This window comes from Thermococcus chitonophagus (genome assembly GCF_002214605.1).
Taxonomy (GTDB): Archaea; Methanobacteriota_B; Thermococci; order Thermococcales; family Thermococcaceae; genus Pyrococcus; species Pyrococcus chitonophagus.
Window position 1 is genome coordinate 1,658,331 of the sequence record NZ_CP015193.1, and the last position, 21,951, is coordinate 1,680,281.

Consider the following 21,951-nt stretch of genomic DNA (forward strand, 5'->3'; position numbering starts at 1 on the left):
AATGGTTGAAGTGGAGCACTGGAACACCCTAAGGCTCAGGATATACATCGGCGAGAATGATAAGTGGGAGGGGAGGCCACTCTATAAGGTCATAGTGGAAAAGTTGAGGGAGATGGGCATGGCCGGGGCCACAGTGTACAGAGGCATCTACGGGTTTGGAAAGAAGAGCCGAGTTCATTCGAGCGACATAATAAGGCTTTCTACTGACCTTCCGATAATTATAGAGGTCGTTGACAGGGGGCATAAGATAGAGGAGGCGGTGAAAGCTATAAAACCAATGATAAAGGATGGGATGATAACGGTGGAGCCAACAATAGTCCTATGGGTTGGAACGAAGGAAGAGGTAAGGAAGTTCGAAGACGATGCTGTTAGGGAGGGTTAGTAGGCCTTCCAAACGTTTGGGAGGAACAGGACGTTTTCTCTTGCTATCTCGGCACTTAGTACCTCTTTCAGTTTTTCAACTATTGATACAGTATCTACTCGAGAGAATGCCGGATGGGATGCATAAATTCCAACGGCTTCATTTTCAGACTCATTGACTACTTTAACAGGCATTTCAAAGTACTCCCAGTCTCCAACGAATACTCTCTTAAGGGGAGAAGTTACTTGGGGGATCCTGCCAACTTTATCGCCCCAAGAATACGGAACCATGAGGATGGAAGAGTATCCAACTTCGATCTCTTTGGGCGTCAGCAGACTACTCAAAATCTTCGCAAGCTCTTTTGGATCCTCCGGTAATTTTTCAAGCCTGCTCTTCAGGAAGTGCGCCCCAGGATTTTTCTCCTTTAATCTCTCCCTAAGTACTTGGACATCAGCTGAAGGCGTTGGCATAACTTCCACCCAGAACCTTCTCGAGTAACCGCTCAGGAGCCTATAAACCCTAAGATGGATTGGTAGATCCCATTCCCTATCAAAGCTGAGCTTCAGCTTGAAGTTTGGCCGAACTATAAAGCCCGCAGAAGCGAGTATTCTCTTTAAGCTTGGATAATATTCGCGGAGAAAGTCTTCTAGAGCAAGCTCTCTCCTCTTCCCCGGTGCTCTGGACTTCCACACATGATAAAAAGAGCCAGAAGACATTGGAAGCCTCACATGGAACTTCCTGTTAGTGAGAACTCTTGTTATGAATGCTTTTGTTTGAAAATACATTATGCTCTCTTTCCCAGGGGAAGAAAGAGGAACGAAGACTACGTTCTTATACTCTTTGCCCTCAGGATCCCCACGTATTCTCTTAATTATCTGCCTAAAGACTTCGACATTATGGGCATGATCCTCAAAGCTATAATCCCTGTAGGGGGATATTACAACGAGAGTTCCCTTGTCTTTTAGATCAACGCCAAAGGCTATACTAGAGGTGCCAACAACATTACCCCTAATTGTTTCCCTTTTCTCGGCATGTACAATAGAAACTGGGAAGCCCTTTTCGGCCAGAAAATTCGCCAGATCCTCGACGTATATCCTGTTGTCAACGTAGAACATTACATCCCCCTCATTAAGCTGAGCCCTGAAGTTTTCGATAACGTCTTCAGCCTTTGAAATTAAGAGGGCCCAATTAGGAATCTGAGAGCTGAGGGGAAGGGGGAGTATGCTGAACTTCAGAGGGAAGTCAAGATGAATACGATAGTACGCCCCGCTTACTTTATTTATGCTGAACTCTGCCACCGCAGGATCCTCAACTTCATGGAGCGACACTTGGGAGGGTGTATACTTCCTTCCCCTAAGGTGATCTAAAATTGCCTGAAGGTGGAGCTTGGGAGAGGTTAAGGAACCATCGAGAACCATAACTTTAACTCCAGTAGGATGTCGGGAGTAGTACCTGAGAAACCCGAGTAACCTTTCAATTACCGAAGAACCGGAGTTCGTTAGCTCTTCAATTATCACGGCATCAACGTTTTTCAGTATTTCTTTCCAGCTCCCCTCCCTTAAATATTTGAAAGCATCAGAGGTGACTGGAATTAATTCTATGTCACGATCTCGAATCGCTGCCATAACTTTCTTATGAGCCTGCCAAGTCCTATTTGAGGGAGCCTCTAGCACGTCGTAAAACGTTCTCTCTTTTTCAAGTCTCACATTCCCCTCGGAAGTCAAATCAATGTATTTTCCAAACATCAACATTATCTGCTCAAGCAATTTTTTCCTAGGGGCTATCACAAGAGTTCTCATACCGTGAACCAGTCCAATGGCTGTTGTCGTTTTGCCAACGCCCTGATCGGATGCATCAACTATGAAATCATGCTTTTTGAAGATCTCCTCTATATCTTTCCCATGCTTTTTCCTCCTCCACCCACCCCTAAATTTCGGCAGAAAGAGTATTGTGGCACGACCCGACAAAGCCTTAAACTCTTCTTCAACCCCTACCTCACTCTCCCCAAGGTATATCTTCCCATCGGAGATCTTAATGTAAGAGTCTCCCCTATCTAAGCTTCTCGCTATCTTCCCCCTGCTCCCGCCGAGGTTCCTGGGGAGAAGTGCAAGTGCTAACTCCCTAATCTTTTCCTGAAGAGTTTCGAGGTGCTCCTTGGAATTCACACGAATCTTGGAGCATACCTGAGGGAAAATAACTAGCACGTCTATAGGGTAAACTTCAAGGATCCTAGCATAAAACAGGAGCTTGGCATACTTCGAGAGGACATTGAAAAAGTCTTTATAAGAGCGCGCCGTTAGAGGTCTGGCCCTTGCCAGCAGTTCATCCAAAGTGTAGCTATCAAACTCTATAGCCCAGCTTGCGTCCCATACTGTTCTCCCTAAAAACCTATGATAAACCTTAAAATCACCAACAGCTACGATCTTTCCATTATTCATGCCGATGAAGTCTGGATACCTAAATTTTCCATAGTATGGTATTCCGGGCTCAAGTATTATCTCCTCAAACTTTTCCTTTATGAGATCTCCCATTCTGCGCCCAAGCTCAAGGTACGTAACTATATTTTCCGCATCAACATTACTTATTTCAATTTTCTTAGATCTGATACTTTCCTTACTAGAAGTGTACCACTCTAAAAACTTAAAGGCAATCTCAGCGCTGTCCCCCTTGACTATCTTTGAATATGCGTCCTTTGCTTCAAGGGCTCTTTTTCTTGCCTTCTTTCCATAGATCCTCCTAGCCTCGAGGAACTCCTGAAAAGGTACATCCCTAGGGAGGAGATATGCTTTATCCGCGAGACCAGCGACAACTCCAAACTCAAAAGCCTCGCCGTAGATAATCATTCCTCCACCCCCAGCAGCAGGAGTGAAGGCCTAATAATCTTCCTAGAAACGTCAGGGTATGGATAGTAGAACACCCTCTTTGCTCCGCTCAAGCTGGCTCCCCCTCTTTCATCACCCAGAACGAGGAAATTGAGCAGTAACTCTTCGTCGTGTATTGGAGACCTCGAAAACATCATGACGGGATACCTGTACAGATCATCTTTCCTTCCCCTCAACGTTACAAAGGACACACAGTTCTCTCCCTCGTGCCTAAGGACTATCACTCCCTTGAAGGATCTGCCAAAGGCAGAACGTATACCCTTGGATGAGAGAATAAGCCCATCCCAGTCTACAAATATCCCATCAAACTCCTCTACCATAGTAGAGTACTCAGAATTTTCAATGTTCTGAATGTGCAGTAAAGTCAAACTCCTGCCCTCAATGGCCCGCTTGAGCGCACTTCTCGCATGCATGCTACTTTCTACGCCTTTAAAAAGGTTGTCCCTAAAGTAAGAAACCATGAAAGGCCTCAGCTTTCCGTTTAGGGTAACACCCCTGACGAGCCTCACGGCAAAGCCCCTTTTGATCGAAGACGAGAATAAAGCGAGGACTTTTAGATTAACATTTATGTCCCTCCCATCGAGGCTAAGGGTATATGTATAGGGCATGGTGTTCCTAAAGGAGAAAGCTGAGTATATTTCCTTCCCGCTGGAGAGGGAGCCAAAGTTTAGTGCCTTCTTAGACTGATGATAGACTCTCTCCCCTCCCAGATACCTTACGGAGCCCTCGTGGTTGAATTCATACACAATCCCTCCTCTCCCGGTTGAGAACTCGTACAGTTGCACGAGCCTGAGCTTTTCATGATTAACCGGAGAGTGCTCCTTCCACCCGTAATAGTCCCTATTGAAATTCTGAACGTTTATTCTCTCCCGAACATCCGTTTTGAAGATCAAGTCCAAGGTTTCTATGGCTTCAAGAAGATGATAATAATAGTCGTGGAATCTAGATCTACGGACGTCCTTCCCCAGTCCGGTCATGTTTATCAAGATTACGTTATCCCCCAGGTTTAGGCCCTCTATATTTACCCTTCCTAGAAATGCTGAGTAAAGGAGCACTCCATCAAAAAGGGCCTTTATAACGTTCCTGATTTCATTCCTGAACCCCACCTTTTCAACGTAAGAGATCTCCTGAACCAACACTTTAACGGTTTGAGGGAGGTATGCAGAGTTCGCAAATATAACGGTTAGTAACCCTTCCAAGTTCTCAAAGCCCCACTTATTGATCGTCACGAGGATAGTTGACATCTCGGGCTTAATAGGAGGAAATGATAGGGTTGCCGACTTCTTCATGCCCAGGGAGCTAACATAGAGGGGAATTATATCATCGCCGACCCCCTTTACCCTCATCTCGACTTCATCAATTATCTCGGGCAACCTCTCGAAAGGTAGCTCTTCAGGAGAAATATCAGGAATTTCAAAGTGGTCAAGAAACTTCTTGACTGAAGGAACATCCTTATTCTCGAGAAGTACCTTAAGAGCGTTTGAACGCTCATCCCAACCGTTTCCATACATGGGAAGCGAGAACACCTTCTCAAACTTTCCCTCCAGAGGGACTATGGATGGCCTTGCCCTGTAGATAATGCTGGGAAATGTGGGGAATCTCCTTCCCTCGTAATTGACGTTCTTGAGCTTGTCACCAAGCTCTTTCTTTACCTCTCTAAATGTTTCTGGATCCCCTTCTCCATCGTACCTCAAGAAGGAGTCCCAGAGCCCCTCCGTTTCTGGGACTACATCCTTGAGAATTTCGTTATAGTACTTTTCGATGGCCTCACGTGAGCTTTCGGCTTTCACTAAGACTCCGACAAGCTCCCCCTCTTTTAGCGAGATCGTGCCCCAGGCAACGTTGAATGTTAACCGAGGGGAAACATCACCAACTCTCCTGCCCACAAACTCCTCTTTCAATTCTTCCCCATATTTAGTATCCTTAACAGCCAAAACCAGTTTATCGATGAGCCTGTACCTTTCCGTGAGTATGTAGTCATAGAACCCATCGAAATCGACGATATCCTCAATCATCTCGTGGAACTCGTCATTCATTGATGACGGTCCTATGTACACACCGCGTTCAACGTACTCTTTGAAGGCCCCCAGAAGTTGGGCTTCAAGTTCACTACCTTTGGTTATTTCAATTTCCCTTGGCATGGGACATTACAACAGTCACGTGGGTTATTAGTTTTTATGTTATAGCAGGAAAAGTTTTTATTTTCAGATAATAGTATTGGAAGAATTGAAGAATGGCTAAGGTGAGAACCATTAGTGGAATACACCACGGAAGCCACTTTGATGCCGTTTTTGAGAGCGCTGAAGTTGTCCTAGAGTTTTTACAGGAAAATCTTACGGCAGAGAATTTCAGGGGAAAAATAGAATTCGATAGGAAGGGAAGATTATTTGGGAGAAGACAAACTCTACGAAATTCCCCTTAATGAGTTCATAACCGTGAGAGTTATTACGCAGAACCTTAACCTTGTCACAGAATTTCCAGTATTAAATAGAACTTTGAATTAGAATTGAAGGGCTGGCCAGAAGCCAATATATCAGGAATTAATGAAAACAGTCTCGGGGTAACGTTCTTTGCGACGGACTATATCCTCAAGAAGCCAGAGTACACCAGAGAGGACCTTAAGGCTGGACTTGGCATGATAGCATATATGGCATCAACCAACGTCAACGAAAAACATAAAGTTGGAGAAGTTGACGGGGCATCTGTAGTTTTGGACTTCAGCGAGGCAGAGCTTCTTTTCCCGGAACCTTTGTTCTTGAAGGGGCATTTATAGATGACTACTTCATAACTGGTAAGATAACGGAATTTAAAAAAATTGATGAAGGATACCTGCTCAGGATCAAGAACTATTCCCTGGGGAAGGTTATGGTCTACGTCAAGAAATCAGCCGTCGAAGGAGAAATTAAGAAGAAAAAGCCGACAAAAGTTGTCGGCTGGCTTCAAAGCCCAATTAAATAGCCCTCCAGAACGGATCCTCCTTTGCCTTTATCTGCGCTATCATCTTCAACGCTTTTATATCGGTATCCTCAAGCTCATCCCTGAGGTACCTTAACAGGGTTATTGCATCGTCCCTGCTTATATCAACGTAGAGCATCTCCCCTGGGTGTATGTGCCTCCCCACGATTGCCCCTTCAATTGCTATGGCCACAGCCTGACCCTTCCTGGCCTCCTGCAGGAACTCATCCCTGCTCTTAATTGACCTTATAGTCCCAACCTTCTGGCCGTTCTGCTTTATCAAGGTAACCCCAGGCTTTATCCTCCCCTCGATTACCTCAATTCCAACTATCGCTGGATTGCTTCTTCTGAAGACGTACCTCTCATCTGGATAAAGCCTTATCACCCCAGGGAACGTTACCTTAGCTAGTAACTCGCGCTTTCTCTTCTCCTCCTCCTGCTTTATCCAAGCCTCGTAGTCCTCTATCAGCTTATAGATGATGTTGCCGACAAATATCGGGACGTCCTTAGCCTTTGCAACTTCTAAAGCATCTTCATTAACCTTCACGTTGAAGCCTAAGACAACACCGTACTTCGGGTTCTCCTCCTTGACACTCAGTGCCTCCATGACGTCTGTCTTGCTTATATTGCCAACGTCTGCCTTCCTTATCGGAATGTTCTTCTCTTGAAGCTCTTTGCTCAAGGCCTCAAGGGAACCAAGGGTGTCGGCCTTAACTATAACCCCAACCTTGTCCGTGCTTATAACCACGCTCTGTATCTGGTTGAGTATCTCCTGCTTGGCCCTCTCCACGTCTTCGGGAGTTGGTGCCGCTATCACTGGAGAGCCAGCTAAAGCCTCCTCGAGTCCTGGGGCGGCTATCTTAACTCCAGCCGCAGCTGTTACTTCATCAACGTAGTCGAACCTGAACCTTGGGTCCCTAATCTCATCGAGAGGCTTCGGCTTGAGGAGGGCCCTTATCTTGGTGACTATTGCCTTGTCCTTTCCACCAACCACTATGGTGTCATCTTTGTGAAGGGTTCCGTCGTAGATTATCACGTCTATCGTATGCCCTAATCCGGGCTCCTCTCTAACCTCAAGGATTGTTCCTCTAGCTGGGCCCTCAACCTCTATTTTAAGCCTCTCCTCAAGGTACTTCTGGCTCAAACCTGCGATGAGCACTAAAAGCTCAGCAATTCCTATTCCGTACTTGGCCGAGATTGGAACTATAGCTAATTCCCTCGTGAAGTTCTGAACCCTGTCAAAGCGGTTAGCCTGGAAGCCCATCTCGTAGAACTTTCCTATAAGCTCCCAGAGCTTTGTTTCCAGCTCTTGAACTGCCCTCTGGTCTTGCCTCTTTATGTTCATTAGGAAGGGCTCATCCTCCTTGATTACCCAGCCCTTTATCCTATCTATCTTGTTTGCAGCTACAACAAATGGAGTTTTGTACCTCCTCAGGATTTCAATGCTCTCAATCGTTTGGGGCTGGAAGCCCTCATTTATATCCACAACAAGGACTGCAAGGTCGGCTAAACTTCCACCTCTAGCCCTCAGGCTTGTAAAGGCCTCATGTCCTGGGGTGTCTATGAACAAGAGACCGGGAAGCTTTATCTCTGCCTTCCAAAGCTTCATCAATGGCCCGGCAATCTTCTTGATTACATCAATTGGAACTTCCGTAGCTCCGATATGCTGGGTTATTCCACCCGCTTCTTTCATAGCAACGTTCGTTTTCCTAATTCTGTCAAGCATTGTCGTCTTACCGTGATCCACATGACCGAGAACCGCTATAATAGGCTGACGGATCCTCTCCATTCTTTTTCACCCCTTTTGAGGATTATCGTGCCTCACCCTATTGGGAGGAGAAGAGGAGATATAAAGTTATCCATATATGGGAATTCTCTCTCCGCAGTATGGACACTTACCATCCTTAACCTTGAACTCAACCACCCTATAGCCAATCCTCGTTATCAGTCTCTTCCCGCATTTGGGACAGTGAGTTGCCTCGAGCCTCGGATCGCCAACATTTCCAACGTAAACGAACTTTATGTTGTACTCTTTCATTGCGATCTCCCTGAGCCTTATTAGGCACTCCAGGGATGTAGGGGACTCTCTCCAGTAGTTCGCTGGATAGTATCGATTTATGTGAAGGGGGACATCTTCACCTAACTTCTCCAAGTGCATCTTGAATATCCACTCGTAGCAGGAATCGTTTGCCTTAGGAACGACGAGGTATACCATTTCAACGTGACCGCCATTGTCCAGTATGAAGCGCGCGTTCCTAAACACTTTGGAGTGATCTATAGTAGTTAGGACTTTCATCCCTGGGCAACCTTTTATGTCAATGCTAAACCCTGTAGCTCCGGCATCTAGAAGCATTTTTAGGGCTTTTAGCGTGAAGTAGCCGTTAGTGACTAAGCAGGAGTATAAGCCTCTCTTAGTTCCAAGCTCAAAAACATCAAGTAAATAATGGAAGAGAGTCGCGGGCTCGTTGAAGCTGGCACAGAGGCCTTGATCACCATGCAAGAGAGCTAGTCCAACAAGTTTTTCAGGAGGAATTAGTTCGATATCTGGAGGGCTGGAGAAGCTCAAATGGTAGTTCTGGCACCAGGGACAGTAGAAGTTGCAACCATAGCCTGAGAAGGTTAAAGCGGTAGTCCCGGGATAATAATGGAAGAAGGGCTTTATCTCTATTGGCCTGCTCTCAACCGCACTCAACTTCCCATAGCCGATGTGAACTAACTCCCCGTTAATGTTTGCGTAATTCTTGCATACTCCAACTTTACCTTCATTAAGCTTACATTTTCTTTCGCAGATCCAACACTCCATCAATGCCATACATGCAAAGTTTTGTCTCTCTAAGTATTTCATTTTTGCCGCTACAGGTGGTCCAATAACATCTTTATTTCTTGACAAATTTTAAACCAAAAGGCTTAAATTTGTACATTAATAGACAACCATGTTCAACAATGGGGGGAGGGGAATGGATCGAGAAACCGCCCAAAAATATGCAATGCTATTAGGCATAATTCCATGGGTAGCGTACGTTATTATCTCCCCGTTCTTCAACAAGCCAAGGCCCTTAATCTTAGGAATGCCTCCATTAATGTTCTGGAATACAATTTGGCTGATCATTACAAGTCTCTGCCTCTATGGGGCATATAAGCTGGAGCTAGGAGGTGGACTCCTTGAGTGAAGCGACTATTCCTGTAATCCTAATCCTCTCATGGGTGTTCATAAGCCTGATCGTTGGTGTGCTCGCAGGAATTAAGAGGAAGTTCAGTTTAGAAGGATACCTCGTTTCAGGGAGAAGCCTTGGCTTAATATTCCTTTACGTCTTGATGGCTGGAGAGATATATAGCGCATACGCATTTTTAGGAACGGGAGGATGGGCGTACTCTTATGGAATGCCAATAATGTACGCTATAGGTTACGGAGCCCTGGCGTATTCCTTCGGTTATTTCTATGCCAGATATGTATGGAAGATCGGTAAAGTTTTCAAGTGTGTAACCGAGGCCGATTATTTCGAAACAAGATACGACAGCAAGGCTCTCGCACTTTTGGTGGCGTTAATTGGAATAATATTCAACGTTCCATACCTCCAGCTCCAGTTGCAAGGACTTGGCTATATAATTCATGTGGGGTCATTGGGTAGTATTTCCCTGAAGGCTGGAATCGTCATTGGAATGGTCATAATGCTGATATATGTTTATACAAGTGGACTTAGGGGCATAGCCTGGACTAACTTCCTTCAAGCACTCCTAATGTTCATAGTAGCATGGGCCGTCTTATTTGCAGTTCCATTCATTCAGTTTGGTGGTATAGGGGAAATGTTCACAGCATTAGAAAAAGTTAAACCTGGCCACCTTGTTCTTCATCCTCCTCTTGGGATATCATGGTATGTTTCAACACTAATACTAAGCGGTCTTGGGTTCTTTATGTACCCACAGCTGTACCCCTCAATATATAGCGCTAGAGACCTGAAGACATTAAAGAGGAACTACGTTCTACTTCCACTATATTCGATATTCATGATTCCAGTAATATTAGCTGGATTCACAGTTGCGGCCCTTGGAGTCCAATTGGGAAGACCTGACGAAGCAGTGCTCAAAGCTGTAGAGCTTTCTTATCCCTCTTGGGTGCTCGGAATAGTGGGAGCCGCAGGTTTTGCTGCTGCAGCGTCTACGGCAAGTGCCATAATTCTCTCTTTGGCGGGATTACTCTCCAAGAACATATACACCATAGTTAAGCCGTCAGCTTCAGACAGAGAGCTTGTTCTAGCAAGCAGGATTTCAGTAATTTTATTCGGTCTGACGGCTATGATCCTAGCGTTATATGCCCCAGGTAGGTTAGTTGCCTTATTGCTCCTAGCGTACTCAGGAATGACTCAATTATTCCCTGGGGCAGTCCTTGGAATATTCTGGAAGAGAATGAACAAGTATGCTGCAGGAGCAGGGATAATAGCTGGACTTATAACAATAACGTACCTGAAGTTTGGTCTAAAGACTAATCCACTAGGAATTCACTTTGGACTTTGGGGATTAATGGTTAACTTCATCGTGACAATTATAGTCGCATACCTAACAAAGCCAGATCCAAACTTCGAGAAGTTTAGAGCTGCCTTTTCTTGATCTTATAATCTTTGGAGGTGAGGATATGGAATCAAAAACAATAATCGAAAAAGCAAGAGAACTCGAGGAATATATAATAAAGATGAGAAGGGAATTTCACATGTATCCTGAACTTAAATACGAAGAAGTGAGAACATCCAAAATTATTAGAGAAGAACTGGAAAAACTTGGATATAAAATAATAAGAACAGCAGAAACTGGAGTTATAGGGGTTCTTAAGAAAGGGAATGGAAAAACAGTGGCGCTAAGAGCTGACATTGATGCCTTGCCAATTCAGGAGGAAAATGACGTTCCATACAAATCGAAAATCCCAGGGAAGATGCACGCCTGTGGTCACGATGCTCATACTGCAATGCTCCTAGGGGCAGCGAGAGTTCTGAGGGAAATACCCTTTGATGGAACGATAAAACTCATATTCCAACCGGCTGAAGAAGGAGGACTTGGAGCAAAGAAGATAGTCGAAGAAGGTCATTTAGATGATGTAGATGCGATCTTCGGAATTCACGTTTGGGCAGACCTCCCAAGTGGGGTAATAGGAATAAGGCATGGAGCACTTCTGGCTTCAGCCGACGCATTTAAGGTAAGAATAGTCGGTAAGGGAGGACATGGGGCGTACCCACATCAAACAATAGACCCTATAGCTATAGCAGTGGAGTTAGTAGATGGATATTATAAGATCCCAATTAGAGAAATAGACCCTATAGAGCCTGTTGTAATTAGCGTTACCAGCATAAAGGCAGGCACAACGTTTAACGTTATTCCTGAAGAGGCAGAGATTCTAGGGACTATTAGAACATTTAATGAAAAAGTTAGGGACTTTATAGTAGAAAGAATGGAGAAAATAACAAGAGAGTACGCCGATGGTATGAGAGGCAGTGCAGAATTCACTCTAACCATGGAGCATATCCCACCAACAATAAACGATGAGAAACTAGCAAAATTCGCCAGGGAAGTCCTGTCCCCCTTAGGAGAAATAGTTGAGCCAAAACCTTCCTTAGGAGCTGAAGATTTCGCCTTTTATACCACAAAAGCGCCTGGTCTTTTTGTATTACTAGGAATTAAAAATGAGAAGAAGGGAATAATCTATCCGCATCACCATCCAAAGTTTGATGTGGACGAAGCTGTGCTATGGAAAGGTACGGCAATTTATTCACTACTTGCTATCGAATACCTAAAAAGTTAAGGGTTATTTCCTATTTTAATTTTAAAAACCTTATACCACGCTTTTGGACTGCCAATGGCTGTATTTATTGTGTAATGTTCTATAATATCAGAGCTTCTCACGAATTTTTCAATATGGTACTTTAATCTTTCAAGATTACTTTCGAAAAATCTCAATAGGACATCATACTCTCCCCCAATATAAACTGTAACCTCATAAATCCGGGGATTGTTAACAGCCGTGTTTATAAATTCATTAATTTCCTCCACCCTAACACCTTGCCTAAACTTAACCAAGACATCTGCATATTGAATATCCGCAGCCTTCAACAGAAGAAGTCCAACAATCTGAAGTAGTCCCTTTTCTTCTAGACGTTTCCTCCTGCGTCTAACAGTTGTAACTGAAATTCCCAATCTTCGTGCAATTTCACTATCACTAATCTTCCCATTTTCCCGTAAAAACATGTAAATTTTGATATCGGTCTCATCAAGAATACCCCTGAATATCCTCTTGAGGAGTTCGATCTCCACACTTTCCCTTTCAGACAAATATTCAAACATTTCATTCATATTCAAAATACTCGAATGCTATTTCCTTATAAGGTTTTGTTTTAATATCTGGAAATCCGAACTATTTATATATAACATTGTCTATATAGATTATGGGGTATATATTGGAAAGCTTTATATTTCTATGTGGTATCACTAAGAGTGGTGAATAACCATGAAGAGGGTGAACGTTAGGACTACGTATGGGATAAGGCTCATCAGCAGTGGGCTAGAGTTGCTCATACAGGGTCTCGGAGAGAAGAAGAAAAAGAAGACCAAGGCTCCGCCAGGAGAGGTTCCAAAGGAGGTAGTAATTGAGTATGAGAAGGCAAAGCCACTGATAATAACCAACAGGACGATCACTACCTACTAGAGAGCCAGTACAAAGCCTTGGCTGCCCTCTCAGGTGTTGGAAAGTTCTTTATTCCCTCTTTTTCTAGGATTTTTATGCCTTTCCTCACGAGTTCACCTGCCATGAAGTTCACTATTATCGGCTTGTCGCATTTAGCATCGATTACAGCTCTAGCAATTTCCTCGCTAGGGATGAAGATCGGCGGAACGCAGATTACGAGGATTGAATCAACGTTCTCATCTTTACATACAACCTCTATCGTCCTCCTGTACCTATCGTAGTCGGCATCGGCTATTAAGTCGATTGGGTTCTTAACGGAACATTGGGGTGGCAGAAATGTCTTTAGCTCTTCAATGGTCTTATCACTTAGCTTTGCAATTTCAAGGCCGAGCCTCTCCACCTTATCTGTGGCCAAAACTCCCGGCCCGCCCGAATTCGTAACCACTGCGACTCTCCTTCCAGCTCTTGAGTACATCTCAAAGGCCTTTGCGGCATCAAACAGCTCCTCCATCTCCTCGACTTCAATTGCTCCAGTTTGCTTAAACACGGCCTTATATATCTCGTACGAACCGGCCAGAGAACCAGTGTGACTCTGGGCAGCTCTGGCCCCGCTCTTGCTCTTTCCAGCTTTTAAGATTATTACAGGCTTCTTTGAAGTTGCGTATTTCAATGCCTCCATGAACTTCTTCCCATCCTTTACTCCCTCTATGTACAGTGCAATGACCTTCGTGTTGGGGTCGTCGGCGAAGTACCTGAGGAAGTCGCTCTCGTCCAGATCGGATGCATTCCCATAGCTAACGAACGCAGAAAAGCCCACTCCCTCCTCGTTGCCCATGGCTAACGCTGCTCCTCCAAAGGCCCCGCTCTGGCTTATTAGGGCTAGGCCCCCAGGCCTGACACGAACCTCAAACGATCCGAAGAACTTTCCATGAACTCCAAAAATCCCCGCACAATTAGGCCCTATAATCCTAATTCCAGCTTCCTTTGCAGCTTCCACGAGCTCTTTCTCAAGCTCAACATTCCCAACCTCCGAAAAGCCGGCGGAGATAACAACTGCCCCTTTAGTCAAACCTTTGAGCTCCCTAATTAACCCAGGAACGAGCTTTGCTGGGATCACTATTATTGAAACGTCAACCCCCTCATCAAGCCTCTCCCTTACTTTGAACTTCCTACCGGCGACCTCGACTTCCCCTCCCTTTGGATTGACTGGGATTATCTTGCCCTCGAACCCGCCCTCAACTACATTCCTCAGTATCTCCCTCGCTATGCTTCCTTTCCTAAACGATCCGAAGATCGCGACGCTCTTTGGATAGAAAAAGTAGTCCATTTCACCACCCCAAATTCACTCACATGAAATATTTAAAAGATTTAAAGAAGAGCCATTGCTGTCAATAGAAGGACTAGAATTAGAGGACCAGCGAGCAGAACTGCTATTGCCCCCTCATCCGTTGGCTTCTCTGGCCCTATCCTTTGAACGATTTTGAGTCCAACAGGAAATCACAAGACAAAGCCGATTACCCACTCGGGCCCAGGATAAGCATAGAGTAGCTTATACATAGCGAGTAATACTCCCAGAACTATGGAAACGAGAGTATTAAGGAGTACGCTAAGGCCCATGCAATGGAGAAAATAAAACCCACGACTATCGATGTTACTACCGCCACCATCACTACTCCTGTCACTTACCCTATAAATGCTCCTCTAACCCCACAAACCATAATAACCTCCCTACGAAAATTATTGTGATGAAAAAGTTCAAGAAAGTCGTCGTTGGTGGGACGTTTGACAGGCTACATCTCGGCCACAAGGCCCTATTAAGGAAGGCCTTTGAAGTAGGCGAGATAGTTTACGTTGGGTTAACCTCAGACGAAATGGTTAAAGAAAAACCATACGCCGAGAAAATCCTCCCCTACGAGAGAAGGCTCAAGGATCTTTTAATGTTTTTTGAAGTTAACGGCTTTAAGAACTACAGGATAATCAAGATACACAACGCAATAGGCTTCACGACAAAGATAAAGAGCCTCGAGGCCATTGTCGTAAGTGAGGAGACATATAAAGGGGCCCTTCTCGTGAACAGGGCAAGGGAGGAACTGGGCCTTAAACCATTGGAGATAGTTGTGATACCTCTAGTCAAGAGCAAACTTGGCGGGAAGATAAGCTCCTCACTGATAAGAGCAGGGCTTATTGATCCATTTGGCAACCCAATCGGTAAAAAGCAGAGAAAAGAAAAGAGACTCTAGTTTCCTGATAAATGCTTCAGTTCCAGAGGCTCTTTAAGTATGCCAAGTACCTGAGCTCCCTTAAATGCCAACCCAACTGCAAAGAGCGCTAGAGCAAACATCAACCTTGCCTCCGCTAAACCAATTCTATTAACAGCAAATCCATAGATCCCATAGAAAAATGCCATTACCAACGCAGAAACCATAGAATATAATGAAATTATAGTAGCCCTCTTTTCGCTAGGTATCCTCGTTTGTAACTCAATGCCAAAGTTAAATGAAAAGGCGGTGTTAATTATCGTCGCTATAGTCCCAAGTACTACGATGAAGATTGGATTCCTGTAAATCACTGACAACGCCGTGAGTATGGGAATGCTTACGGGAGCTATTGAATACGCAAATGCACTCCATTTCTCTTTCAGCCTTACGCCAACTAACCTCGGGATAGCTTTGACTAATGCCTCAACAAGGCCCAAAATACCCAAAGTCCCCATTATCGTTGTTTTAAGATTTTGAGCTAGGATATTACCTAGATAAGGCTCAAAGTATTGTCGAAATTGATTAATCGACATTGCTACTGTTATTGCCACGACAATTAACCAGAATATGTTTGGCTTCATTAGTTCCTTAAGTGAGTGTAGAACGTGAATATGGTATGCGACCTTGGGTTTTTTGAACTCATACTCAGGGATACTAATGGCCACTATGATCATCATGATTTCAAGTATCAGTTTTAAAATCAATGGAAGTCTAAAACCATAGTATTGAGCTAAAAAGCTTCCAATTACAACCGTTACTGCGGATAAGGGCAGAGTTATAGTCTTTATGTCTTTCATTAGTTTTCTGTACTCTCTCTCCCTACCCAAGTACTTAAGATTATCATACAACCACGCTTGAAGACTTCCACTGATAAAAGTCACGCTAATTGATGTTATTACTGAATACGCTATTAGCATTGGGAAGTTCTTTAGGAACAGAAGAATTATAGTCCCCATTGGGAAAAGTGCAAGGCCTATGAGCACACTTTTCTTTCGACTCACTTTGTCTCCGATGACACCCGTTGGGACCTCAAAGAGGAAGAAACCAATTGTTGAGATAGCAGTTGCTATTCCTATTTGGGCATAAGTTAAACCTTTTGCAAGATAGTAAATAACTATTATTCCACCAAGAAAGTTCACATTCATTAGGGCATAAAATAATTTGTATTTCTTTGTTATCTCCATTTTTAAACCTCCTCTTTGAGAGATTTAAAAATGTAAAAAAATAGATAAAAGATCAAAGATTTTGAACCCTACCAGAGACTCCTATCTGGAATTTCTATAATTTTTTCGCAAAGTATGTCTCCTATCGAGTCACATAGGTAAAGTTTTCTAATCTTTGGGACACACTTTGTCAAGGCCCTCATTTCCTCACCCCCCAAGTTTTTTATAATCGAGGTAAGTAGGATTCAGCGTGTTTTTGAGAGAGTGCGGGATAAAACAACTTGAGTACGAGATACTCTGCTAATATCTGTTCTCTTTTGAAGATACTCTTCAAACTTGTCACTATACTCATCATAAAGCTTTGAGTATAACCAGAGTCCAATTTTAAACTTTTCTTTTGCATAATAACATGATAGGGTTTGTGGGATAGTTATCTTGCCTGTGTAGATTATGTTATCATAATAGCAGAAATTATGACAATAAAACTTAAGCCAACAGGATTTACACGGTTCATGATTGAATGGCGTATATTTTTGCCCTTCAAATTTTAATAAATCTTTTAAAGAAAATGAATCTACATTACCAAGTTTAAAATTCTTAAAGGACACAAACCTTTGACATGGGTAAATATCTCCTTCCACATCTATTGCTATGCTACCAAATCCTGCACCACAATGTTGAGCTTTAATTTTTCCACTATAAATATCCGTAAGTTGCAGTACAAAATCTCCGAAGAGAATCCTATTCAGCTCCCCAAATGTCCTTACTTCGTCAATGGCGATTTTTCGGAGCTCTTTTAAATACATATCTACATGTTTCTTACTCATAGCTCCATTAGAGAGTGTAGCAAAGCCTATTGCTATTATTGGCGGATTAAACTCCTTTTTTATGTGTTTATAGACTCTATAAGCCTCTTTAACTTGGTCGGGCATGAGAGTGGCTTTTATAGATATTCCCCTAAATCTACCAAGCTCTTTAGCCCTTTTTAAAGTGTATTTGATGTTGCTTGCCACAACATCATAAGTTGGGCTACCGTCCGCTAAAGGTCTGTTTTTGTTGTGTAGTTCTCTATACCCATCGAGGCTTATGTTTATGTCAAAATTATTTTCTAATAGAAAATCAGCAATCTCCGGGGTTAATAGATAACCATTTGTAGTTATTGTAAAGACAACGTCTTTATTAAGAATATTAGCCCTCCTTTTGGCATATTTAACAACTTCCTTTATTGTCTCGAAATTTAACAAAGGCTCCCCACCAAAAAATGTGATTATCGTGACCTTATTGCTTTTTTGAAGTAATAAATCAACACTTTTCTTTGCAATTTCAAAGTTCATGAGTTTTGGTTTATAATTCCCATAAAGCCCCCTATCCGCATAGCAATAAATACAGGAAAAGTTACATGCCTGAGAAATATTAAGGCTCCCGCCCAGAATGTACAAAGGGAGCTCAATATCATCAGTTAGCTGAAGTGGGGGCAACTCATTTATATACCGAAAAAGTTCGTTAAGTTTAATTTTTTCTTCTTCAGTTAACTTGTTATTTTTCTCCTCCTTAAGCTTCTTTAGGATATCATATATTCCCTCATCTATTTCAAGAATATAACCAGACGAATCATGAATGATAAAATATTTTTTAATATTATTAATCTCGGTTCTTAGAGCTATAATGTCCAAAATTTTAATGGGCTCCATAGTTTCATCTACCTACTATCGTTACTCTTGTAATTATGTATTTTTAAGTTTTTTTATATAATTCTTGTCATTAGTATAATAATTATCGATGAATTATTAATAGTTCTTTGAGTATAATCTTAGTAATTCAATCATACGATAGTAGATGGTAGTAGGAGAATTAAAAAGACCTGACAAAATTTAAATCAGGTGATCCCGATGAGAGCTGTAATAATTGGGGCCGGTCTCGGAGGTTTATTGGCAGGAGCTTTTCTCGCTAAGAATGGGTATGAAGTCACAATCCTCGAAAAATCACCCATAATTGGAGGGAGGTTCACGAACTTACCGTACAAAGGATTTCAGCTCTCTACTGGGGCACTCCACATGGTTCCCCACGGAGAAGATGGCCCTCTAGCCTACCTGCTCAAGATCCTGGGGGCAAAGGTTGAGATAGTAAATTCTGACCCGAAGGGCAAGATTCTATGGAATGGCAGAATCATGCACTACAGGGAAGGTTGGAAGTTCCTGGGGTTTAAGGAGAAGGCGAAGGCGCTAAAACTCCTTGCGGAGATAAAGGCCAACAGGCTTCCGAAGGGAGAAGAGGCCCTTATTCCGGCAGATGAATGGATAAAAGAAAAAGTTGGAGACAATGAATTCACACTGAAATTCTTGGAGAGCTTCGTCGGCTGGGCCGACAGCGTTTCCCTGAACGAAATTCCAGCGATAGAACTGGCAAAGGAGATAAAGGCAGCATTAATGTGGGGAGGGCCCGGGCTCATTAGGGGAGGATGCAAGGCCGTAATCGATGAGCTGTCAAGGATAATAACGGAGAACAAGGGGAGGATAATAACTAGGGAGAGGGCTGTTGAGGTTGAAGAGGGAAGGGTCATCGGTGAGAGCGGTTCCGAATACCAATATGACCTTCTAATTTCAAACATCGGAATAAAGGAAACCGTAGAGCTAGTTGGAGAGGAGGAATTCCCCAGGGACTTCTTGAAAGAAGTCGATAAAATTAAACCAAGTGAGGGAGTTAAGTTCAACCTAGCGGTTCCTGGGGAACCCAGGATAGGGAACACGGTAGTCTTTACACCTCAGCTCAGCATCAACGGCTTTAATGAGCCCTCCTCCTTAGACCAATCTCTCGCAAAGGAGGGATACACGCTCATAATGGCCCACATGGCCCTCAAGGAAAGCCCTAAAAGGGCTATAAAGAAAGGATGGAATGATATTCTTGGGGTATTCCCAGATGGCGAACCATTGCTTGCTCAAGTCTACCGTGGAAACAACCCAGTCAACAGGACGAGGGCCGGAGTGCACGTCAAGTGGCCTCTTGAGAACATTTACGTCGTTGGAGACGGCTACAGGCCTATGGGAGGAATAGAGGTAGATGGAATAGCCCTGGGAGTAATGGAAGTCCTAGAGAGAATCGGGATAGGTAACTTTAAATCTTGGAAGCTCTAATTTTATCTATGCAAATCCCAAACAAGAAAGATTTCGAGACTGCAGTCGCTGTTAGAGAAACAATGAGAAAAGAGGCAGAGATCGAGCGTAGAAGAGTAAGGGAATATTCGAAGGTAGACGTTCTATTATTCTTAAGTTTACTAATCGGATTTCTCATTGCTATTCTTCTATTGGCCAGAGGGTAAGCCCTTTCTCAATGACGTTCCTCTCAAGTCTCTTGCCCTTTAGCTCAAGCACAAAAACCTCTGCAACAAGAACCTCCCCCTCAAGAAGATGACCTCCAAAGGCATTTCCCTCAGAATCACCAAGGACGACGTGAGCATGGAGGAAAGGTTTCCAGTCCTTTAGGCTAACGTTTCCTAGCAAGGAAGCAATTTCATACGTTCCCTTCAGTTCTATGATTTTGTACCTCTCATCTTCCTCTAGAAAGTAACCAACCTTAGGATTCTTCAAAGTCCCTATAGCGTTCACTATTCCCGTCTCAATTCCCTCCTTCTTCAGGAACTCGTGCATGTAGCTTACGAACTCCTCCCCTTCGGGGATTCTAAAGAGATACATCCTTCCTCCAGAGAACATGGTATCACCAAATAAAAGACTATAAAGGAGTTCATTAAACTTCTCATTGATAGCCATGCCAAGAGGAATGGGGTGGGGTAAGGGAAGAGGAAGGAGAAGAAAGATGAGGATGATAGGTTTTATACCCCAGGTTAGACACTTTTATCCAGCACTACCCCCAGTAGGACCTCCAAAGCCGCCGATAATAATGACGTACGAGGAGTTCGAAGCCCTAAGGCTAGTAGACTACGAGGGACTTACTCAGGAGGAAGCGGGAGAGAGAATGGGCGTTTCGAGGGGGACAGTATGGAGGGCCCTGAACTCGGCGAGGAAGAAAGTTGCGCAGATGCTGGTGGAGGGAAGAGAACTGATAATACTGCCACAGGGCAACGAAGTGGTGAGTGATGAAGAATGAAAAAACTAGCAATAATAGTTCTTCTCCTGTTGCTCCCCCACGTTCTCGCCTATAACGTGACGATCAAAGTATTCCCCGATGGTTATGCATTAGTTAGAATCGTGGAAAACGTGAGCATTGGAAAAAACGTTTCAATTCCACTTCCGGTTGAGGACTTCACGAACCTTTCTGTAAAGATAAATGGAAGGGAAGTTTCATTTGTCTTTACGGACAATGGAATAGCCCTTTATCCCGGGGAGTCTGGAATTCTCGAAGTTTCATACTTAACATCGGAACTGACATCAAAGAAGGGTAAAGTCTGGAGAGTTGAGCTACCCTTCAATGAAACGAAGGTGGTAATTCTCCCCCAGGATTCCGTTATAGTCGGCCTTTCCGGAATTCCTCTAAGCATAAATGGAAACTCCGTTGTCATGCCTAGGGGGGAGCAGTATATAGAGTACGTCTTCGATCACCAAGCCATGAAGACTGTAACTAAAACTGAGACTAAGATAGAAACGTTTACAACAACCGTGGTTAGAGAGGTCAATGATACAAGAAAATTGGGCTTAGCCCTACTCTCTGGGCTGTTAGTCGGTTTAGGCATAGGAATTTTTGGAAAGAGGATTAAAGTTAAGAGGATAAAGGGAATAACGCTCGAAGAACTCTCAGAAAAGTTTAACCTCAACGAGGACGAGAAGGCTGTTGTAATGTACATTGCTGATCATGGTGGTAAGGTGAGACAGGCAGATATTAGGAACGAGCTTGGTATCCCAAGAACTACTGCATGGAGGATTCTAAAAAGGCTCGAAAGTTTAAAAATAGTAAAACTAGAAAAGATAAATAATGAAACATGGGCAATTCTAAATATAGAACTCAAAAAAGAAGAATAAAAGAAAATATCAAATAGTAACAAATTCGTATTTTTTACTTCTATATGTGGTAAACATGGGAGGGAAGATGCTCCTTTGATCTTTGAGGTGATTAGGTGATGTATAAGCCGGCATTCATAACAAAATTAAAGGTTACGAAGAAAGGTAGTATATCACCCTTTCGACTTCTTGGATCCACCAAAGGCAAGGCCCAATAGTGCGAGACCCCACACGATGTAGAGGCCGGCTTGAGGTGTTCCATAATTAAAGACATAGACTGTTACTGGGAGCATTGATATTATAACGAGACCGAAGCCTGCCCTTGAGGCCAATGCCACCAAGCTACCTATTGGGGCTGCAAGGAGCAGGGTCATGAGAAGTATGAAGAAGAACATCACGAGGTCTACTTCCTCCCTATTCTTAACCTCTGAGAACATTTCCGGGATTACATCTTTTGCCGTAACCTCGTGGATTATTGAGCCTATTGTCTTTGTGAATGCGAGTATTGCAACCTCTGAGTACGTCAGCTGGTAGTTCCTTAAGCCCACTTGAACCGTGGCTATTGGAACGAAGATTAAAGCACCTATTAGGAGAATAGCTATAGCGATCCTTGCTGCCGTTCCCATGCTTCCACCCTGCATGAAGTTGGCTGGTCTAATTATTAATGTTGCATGTCTTTAGTGTACAGAATTGTGCATGATTTGAGATATAATCAG

The 21,951-nt window shown here is 43.5% G+C and carries 21 protein-coding genes; 11 read left to right on the plus strand and 10 right to left on the minus strand.

The features are described 5' to 3' along the window. Window position 1: 1 nt before the first annotated feature. Entirely contained in the window at window positions 2-382 is a 381-nt protein-coding gene (locus A3L04_RS09185) for a DUF190 domain-containing protein (protein WP_068577429.1), read from the plus strand. Here the strand turns inward: A3L04_RS09185 and A3L04_RS09190 are convergent. Both A3L04_RS09190 and A3L04_RS09195 read right to left on the minus strand, forming a co-directional pair. Further along, the gene (locus tag A3L04_RS09190) at window positions 379-3,204 is read right to left on the minus strand and encodes a DEAD/DEAH box helicase family protein (protein ID WP_068577431.1); all 2,826 of its coding nucleotides are present in this window, start codon (window positions 3,202-3,204) and stop codon (window positions 379-381) included. The genes A3L04_RS09185 and A3L04_RS09190 overlap by 4 nt on opposite strands. After that, window positions 3,201-5,384: a hypothetical protein gene (locus A3L04_RS09195; protein WP_068577432.1), complete on the minus strand. Its 2,184-nt coding sequence runs from the start codon at window positions 5,382-5,384 to the stop codon at window positions 3,201-3,203. Before A3L04_RS09195 ends, A3L04_RS09190 begins: the two co-directional genes overlap by 4 nt. 92 nt (window positions 5,385-5,476) lie before the next feature. Between A3L04_RS09195 and A3L04_RS09200 the strand changes: the two genes are divergently transcribed. Continuing rightward, the gene (locus A3L04_RS09200; protein WP_068577435.1) at window positions 5,477-5,665 is read left to right on the plus strand and encodes a hypothetical protein; all 189 of its coding nucleotides are present in this window, start codon (window positions 5,477-5,479) and stop codon (window positions 5,663-5,665) included. An 84-nt stretch (window positions 5,666-5,749) separates the two neighbouring features. Beyond that, entirely contained in the window at window positions 5,750-6,016 is a 267-nt protein-coding gene (locus A3L04_RS09205) for a hypothetical protein (RefSeq protein WP_068577437.1), read from the plus strand. 177 nt (window positions 6,017-6,193) lie between these two features. Here the strand turns inward: A3L04_RS09205 and infB are convergent, their stop codons facing one another. Both infB and A3L04_RS09215 read right to left on the minus strand, forming a co-directional pair. Beyond that, window positions 6,194-7,987, minus strand: coding sequence for a translation initiation factor IF-2 (gene infB / locus A3L04_RS09210; protein ID WP_068577439.1), 1,794 nt, complete (start codon window positions 7,985-7,987; stop codon window positions 6,194-6,196). Window positions 7,988-8,053: 66 nt separating this feature from the next. Beyond that, entirely contained in the window at window positions 8,054-9,043 is a 990-nt protein-coding gene (locus A3L04_RS09215) for a radical SAM protein (RefSeq protein WP_068577441.1), read from the minus strand. A gap of 112 nt (window positions 9,044-9,155) precedes the next feature. On the opposite strand from A3L04_RS09215, the gene A3L04_RS09220 reads away from it, so the two are divergent. Genes A3L04_RS09220 through cpsA form a run of 3 tightly spaced genes read left to right on the plus strand, consistent with a single transcriptional unit; the run spans window position 9,156 to window position 11,986 of the window. Then, a complete protein-coding gene (locus A3L04_RS09220; protein WP_068577443.1) occupies window positions 9,156-9,368 on the plus strand; it encodes a DUF3311 domain-containing protein in 213 nt (70 codons plus the stop codon). After that, entirely contained in the window at window positions 9,361-10,803 is a 1,443-nt protein-coding gene (locus tag A3L04_RS09225; protein WP_068577445.1) for a sodium:solute symporter family protein, read from the plus strand. The genes A3L04_RS09220 and A3L04_RS09225 overlap by 8 nt, the downstream gene beginning before the upstream one ends. Before the next feature lie 25 nt (window positions 10,804-10,828). Next, the gene (gene cpsA, locus A3L04_RS09230) at window positions 10,829-11,986 is read left to right on the plus strand and encodes a carboxypeptidase CpsA (protein WP_068577447.1); all 1,158 of its coding nucleotides are present in this window, start codon (window positions 10,829-10,831) and stop codon (window positions 11,984-11,986) included. Here cpsA and A3L04_RS09235 read toward each other — a convergent pair. Continuing rightward, window positions 11,983-12,534, minus strand: a complete 552-nt coding sequence (locus A3L04_RS09235) for an Lrp/AsnC family transcriptional regulator (protein ID WP_231963739.1) — start codon at window positions 12,532-12,534, stop codon at window positions 11,983-11,985. The genes cpsA and A3L04_RS09235 overlap by 4 nt on opposite strands. Before the next feature lie 154 nt (window positions 12,535-12,688). Here A3L04_RS09235 and A3L04_RS09240 point away from each other — a divergent pair, with 154 nt between their 5' ends. Continuing rightward, the gene (locus tag A3L04_RS09240; protein WP_068577448.1) at window positions 12,689-12,886 is read left to right on the plus strand and encodes a hypothetical protein; all 198 of its coding nucleotides are present in this window, start codon (window positions 12,689-12,691) and stop codon (window positions 12,884-12,886) included. Here the strand turns inward: A3L04_RS09240 and A3L04_RS09245 are convergent. Further along, complete coding sequence (locus A3L04_RS09245; RefSeq protein WP_068577451.1) at window positions 12,876-14,192, minus strand: acetate--CoA ligase family protein; 1,317 nt, start codon at window positions 14,190-14,192, stop codon at window positions 12,876-12,878. The genes A3L04_RS09240 and A3L04_RS09245 overlap by 11 nt on opposite strands. 415 nt (window positions 14,193-14,607) lie before the next feature. On the opposite strand from A3L04_RS09245, the gene coaD reads away from it, so the two are divergent. Beyond that, window positions 14,608-15,105, plus strand: a complete 498-nt coding sequence (gene coaD / locus A3L04_RS09250) for a phosphopantetheine adenylyltransferase (protein ID WP_172799785.1) — start codon at window positions 14,608-14,610, stop codon at window positions 15,103-15,105. On the opposite strand, the gene A3L04_RS09255 is transcribed toward coaD, so the two are convergent. After that, window positions 15,102-16,307 carry an MFS transporter gene (locus tag A3L04_RS09255; protein WP_068577455.1) on the minus strand — a complete coding sequence of 402 codons (1,206 nt, stop codon included), beginning with the start codon at window positions 16,305-16,307 and terminating at the stop codon, window positions 15,102-15,104. The two genes, coaD and A3L04_RS09255, sit on opposite strands and share 4 nt — an antisense overlap. A 224-nt stretch (window positions 16,308-16,531) precedes the next feature. Then, window positions 16,532-17,977 carry a radical SAM/SPASM domain-containing protein gene (locus tag A3L04_RS09260; RefSeq protein ID WP_068577457.1) on the minus strand — a complete coding sequence of 482 codons (1,446 nt, stop codon included), beginning with the start codon at window positions 17,975-17,977 and terminating at the stop codon, window positions 16,532-16,534. 198 nt (window positions 17,978-18,175) lie between these two features. On the opposite strand from A3L04_RS09260, the gene A3L04_RS09265 reads away from it, so the two are divergent. Then, window positions 18,176-19,417 (plus strand): NAD(P)-binding protein, encoded by a 1,242-nt coding sequence (locus tag A3L04_RS09265; protein ID WP_068577459.1) that lies wholly within the window; start codon window positions 18,176-18,178, stop codon window positions 19,415-19,417. Window positions 19,418-19,576: 159 nt separating this feature from the next. On the opposite strand, the gene A3L04_RS09270 is transcribed toward A3L04_RS09265, so the two are convergent. Further along, a complete protein-coding gene (locus A3L04_RS09270; RefSeq protein WP_068577460.1) occupies window positions 19,577-19,993 on the minus strand; it encodes a PPC domain-containing DNA-binding protein in 417 nt (138 codons plus the stop codon). A 55-nt stretch (window positions 19,994-20,048) separates the two neighbouring features. Between A3L04_RS09270 and A3L04_RS09275 the strand changes: the two genes are divergently transcribed. Together A3L04_RS09275 and A3L04_RS09280 are read left to right on the plus strand one after the other, a co-directional pair. Beyond that, entirely contained in the window at window positions 20,049-20,387 is a 339-nt protein-coding gene (locus A3L04_RS09275; RefSeq protein WP_068577462.1) for a DUF134 domain-containing protein, read from the plus strand. After that, entirely contained in the window at window positions 20,384-21,256 is an 873-nt protein-coding gene (locus A3L04_RS09280) for a helix-turn-helix transcriptional regulator (protein ID WP_068577464.1), read from the plus strand. Before A3L04_RS09275 ends, A3L04_RS09280 begins: the two co-directional genes overlap by 4 nt. Before the next feature lie 152 nt (window positions 21,257-21,408). Here A3L04_RS09280 and A3L04_RS09285 read toward each other — a convergent pair whose 3' ends face one another. Beyond that, window positions 21,409-21,861 carry a hypothetical protein gene (locus A3L04_RS09285; protein WP_068577467.1) on the minus strand — a complete coding sequence of 151 codons (453 nt, stop codon included), beginning with the start codon at window positions 21,859-21,861 and terminating at the stop codon, window positions 21,409-21,411. Between the last annotated feature and the right edge of the window lie 90 nt (window positions 21,862-21,951).

Coding starts and splice junctions, on each gene's coding strand:
- A3L04_RS09185 (WP_068577429.1), top strand. CDS start 2: ATGGTTGAAGTGGAGCACTGGAACACCCTAAGGCTCAGGATATACATC.
- A3L04_RS09190 (WP_068577431.1), bottom strand. CDS start 3,204: ATGATTATCTACGGCGAGGCTTTTGAGTTTGGAGTTGTCGCTGGTCTC.
- A3L04_RS09195 (WP_068577432.1), bottom strand. CDS start 5,384: ATGCCAAGGGAAATTGAAATAACCAAAGGTAGTGAACTTGAAGCCCAA.
- A3L04_RS09200 (WP_068577435.1), top strand. CDS start 5,477: ATGGCTAAGGTGAGAACCATTAGTGGAATACACCACGGAAGCCACTTT.
- infB (WP_068577439.1), bottom strand. CDS start 7,987: ATGGAGAGGATCCGTCAGCCTATTATAGCGGTTCTCGGTCATGTGGAT.
- A3L04_RS09215 (WP_068577441.1), bottom strand. CDS start 9,043: ATGAAATACTTAGAGAGACAAAACTTTGCATGTATGGCATTGATGGAG.
- A3L04_RS09220 (WP_068577443.1), top strand. CDS start 9,156: ATGGATCGAGAAACCGCCCAAAAATATGCAATGCTATTAGGCATAATT.
- cpsA (WP_068577447.1), top strand. CDS start 10,829: ATGGAATCAAAAACAATAATCGAAAAAGCAAGAGAACTCGAGGAATAT.
- A3L04_RS09235 (WP_231963739.1), bottom strand. CDS start 12,534: ATGAATGAAATGTTTGAATATTTGTCTGAAAGGGAAAGTGTGGAGATC.
- A3L04_RS09240 (WP_068577448.1), top strand. CDS start 12,689: ATGAAGAGGGTGAACGTTAGGACTACGTATGGGATAAGGCTCATCAGC.
- A3L04_RS09245 (WP_068577451.1), bottom strand. CDS start 14,192: ATGGACTACTTTTTCTATCCAAAGAGCGTCGCGATCTTCGGATCGTTT.
- A3L04_RS09255 (WP_068577455.1), bottom strand. CDS start 16,307: ATGGAGATAACAAAGAAATACAAATTATTTTATGCCCTAATGAATGTG.
- A3L04_RS09260 (WP_068577457.1), bottom strand. CDS start 17,977: ATGGAGCCCATTAAAATTTTGGACATTATAGCTCTAAGAACCGAGATT.
- A3L04_RS09265 (WP_068577459.1), top strand. CDS start 18,176: ATGAGAGCTGTAATAATTGGGGCCGGTCTCGGAGGTTTATTGGCAGGA.
- A3L04_RS09270 (WP_068577460.1), bottom strand. CDS start 19,993: ATGTTCTCTGGAGGAAGGATGTATCTCTTTAGAATCCCCGAAGGGGAG.
- A3L04_RS09275 (WP_068577462.1), top strand. CDS start 20,049: ATGCCAAGAGGAATGGGGTGGGGTAAGGGAAGAGGAAGGAGAAGAAAG.
- A3L04_RS09280 (WP_068577464.1), top strand. CDS start 20,384: ATGAAAAAACTAGCAATAATAGTTCTTCTCCTGTTGCTCCCCCACGTT.
- A3L04_RS09285 (WP_068577467.1), bottom strand. CDS start 21,861: ATGGGAACGGCAGCAAGGATCGCTATAGCTATTCTCCTAATAGGTGCT.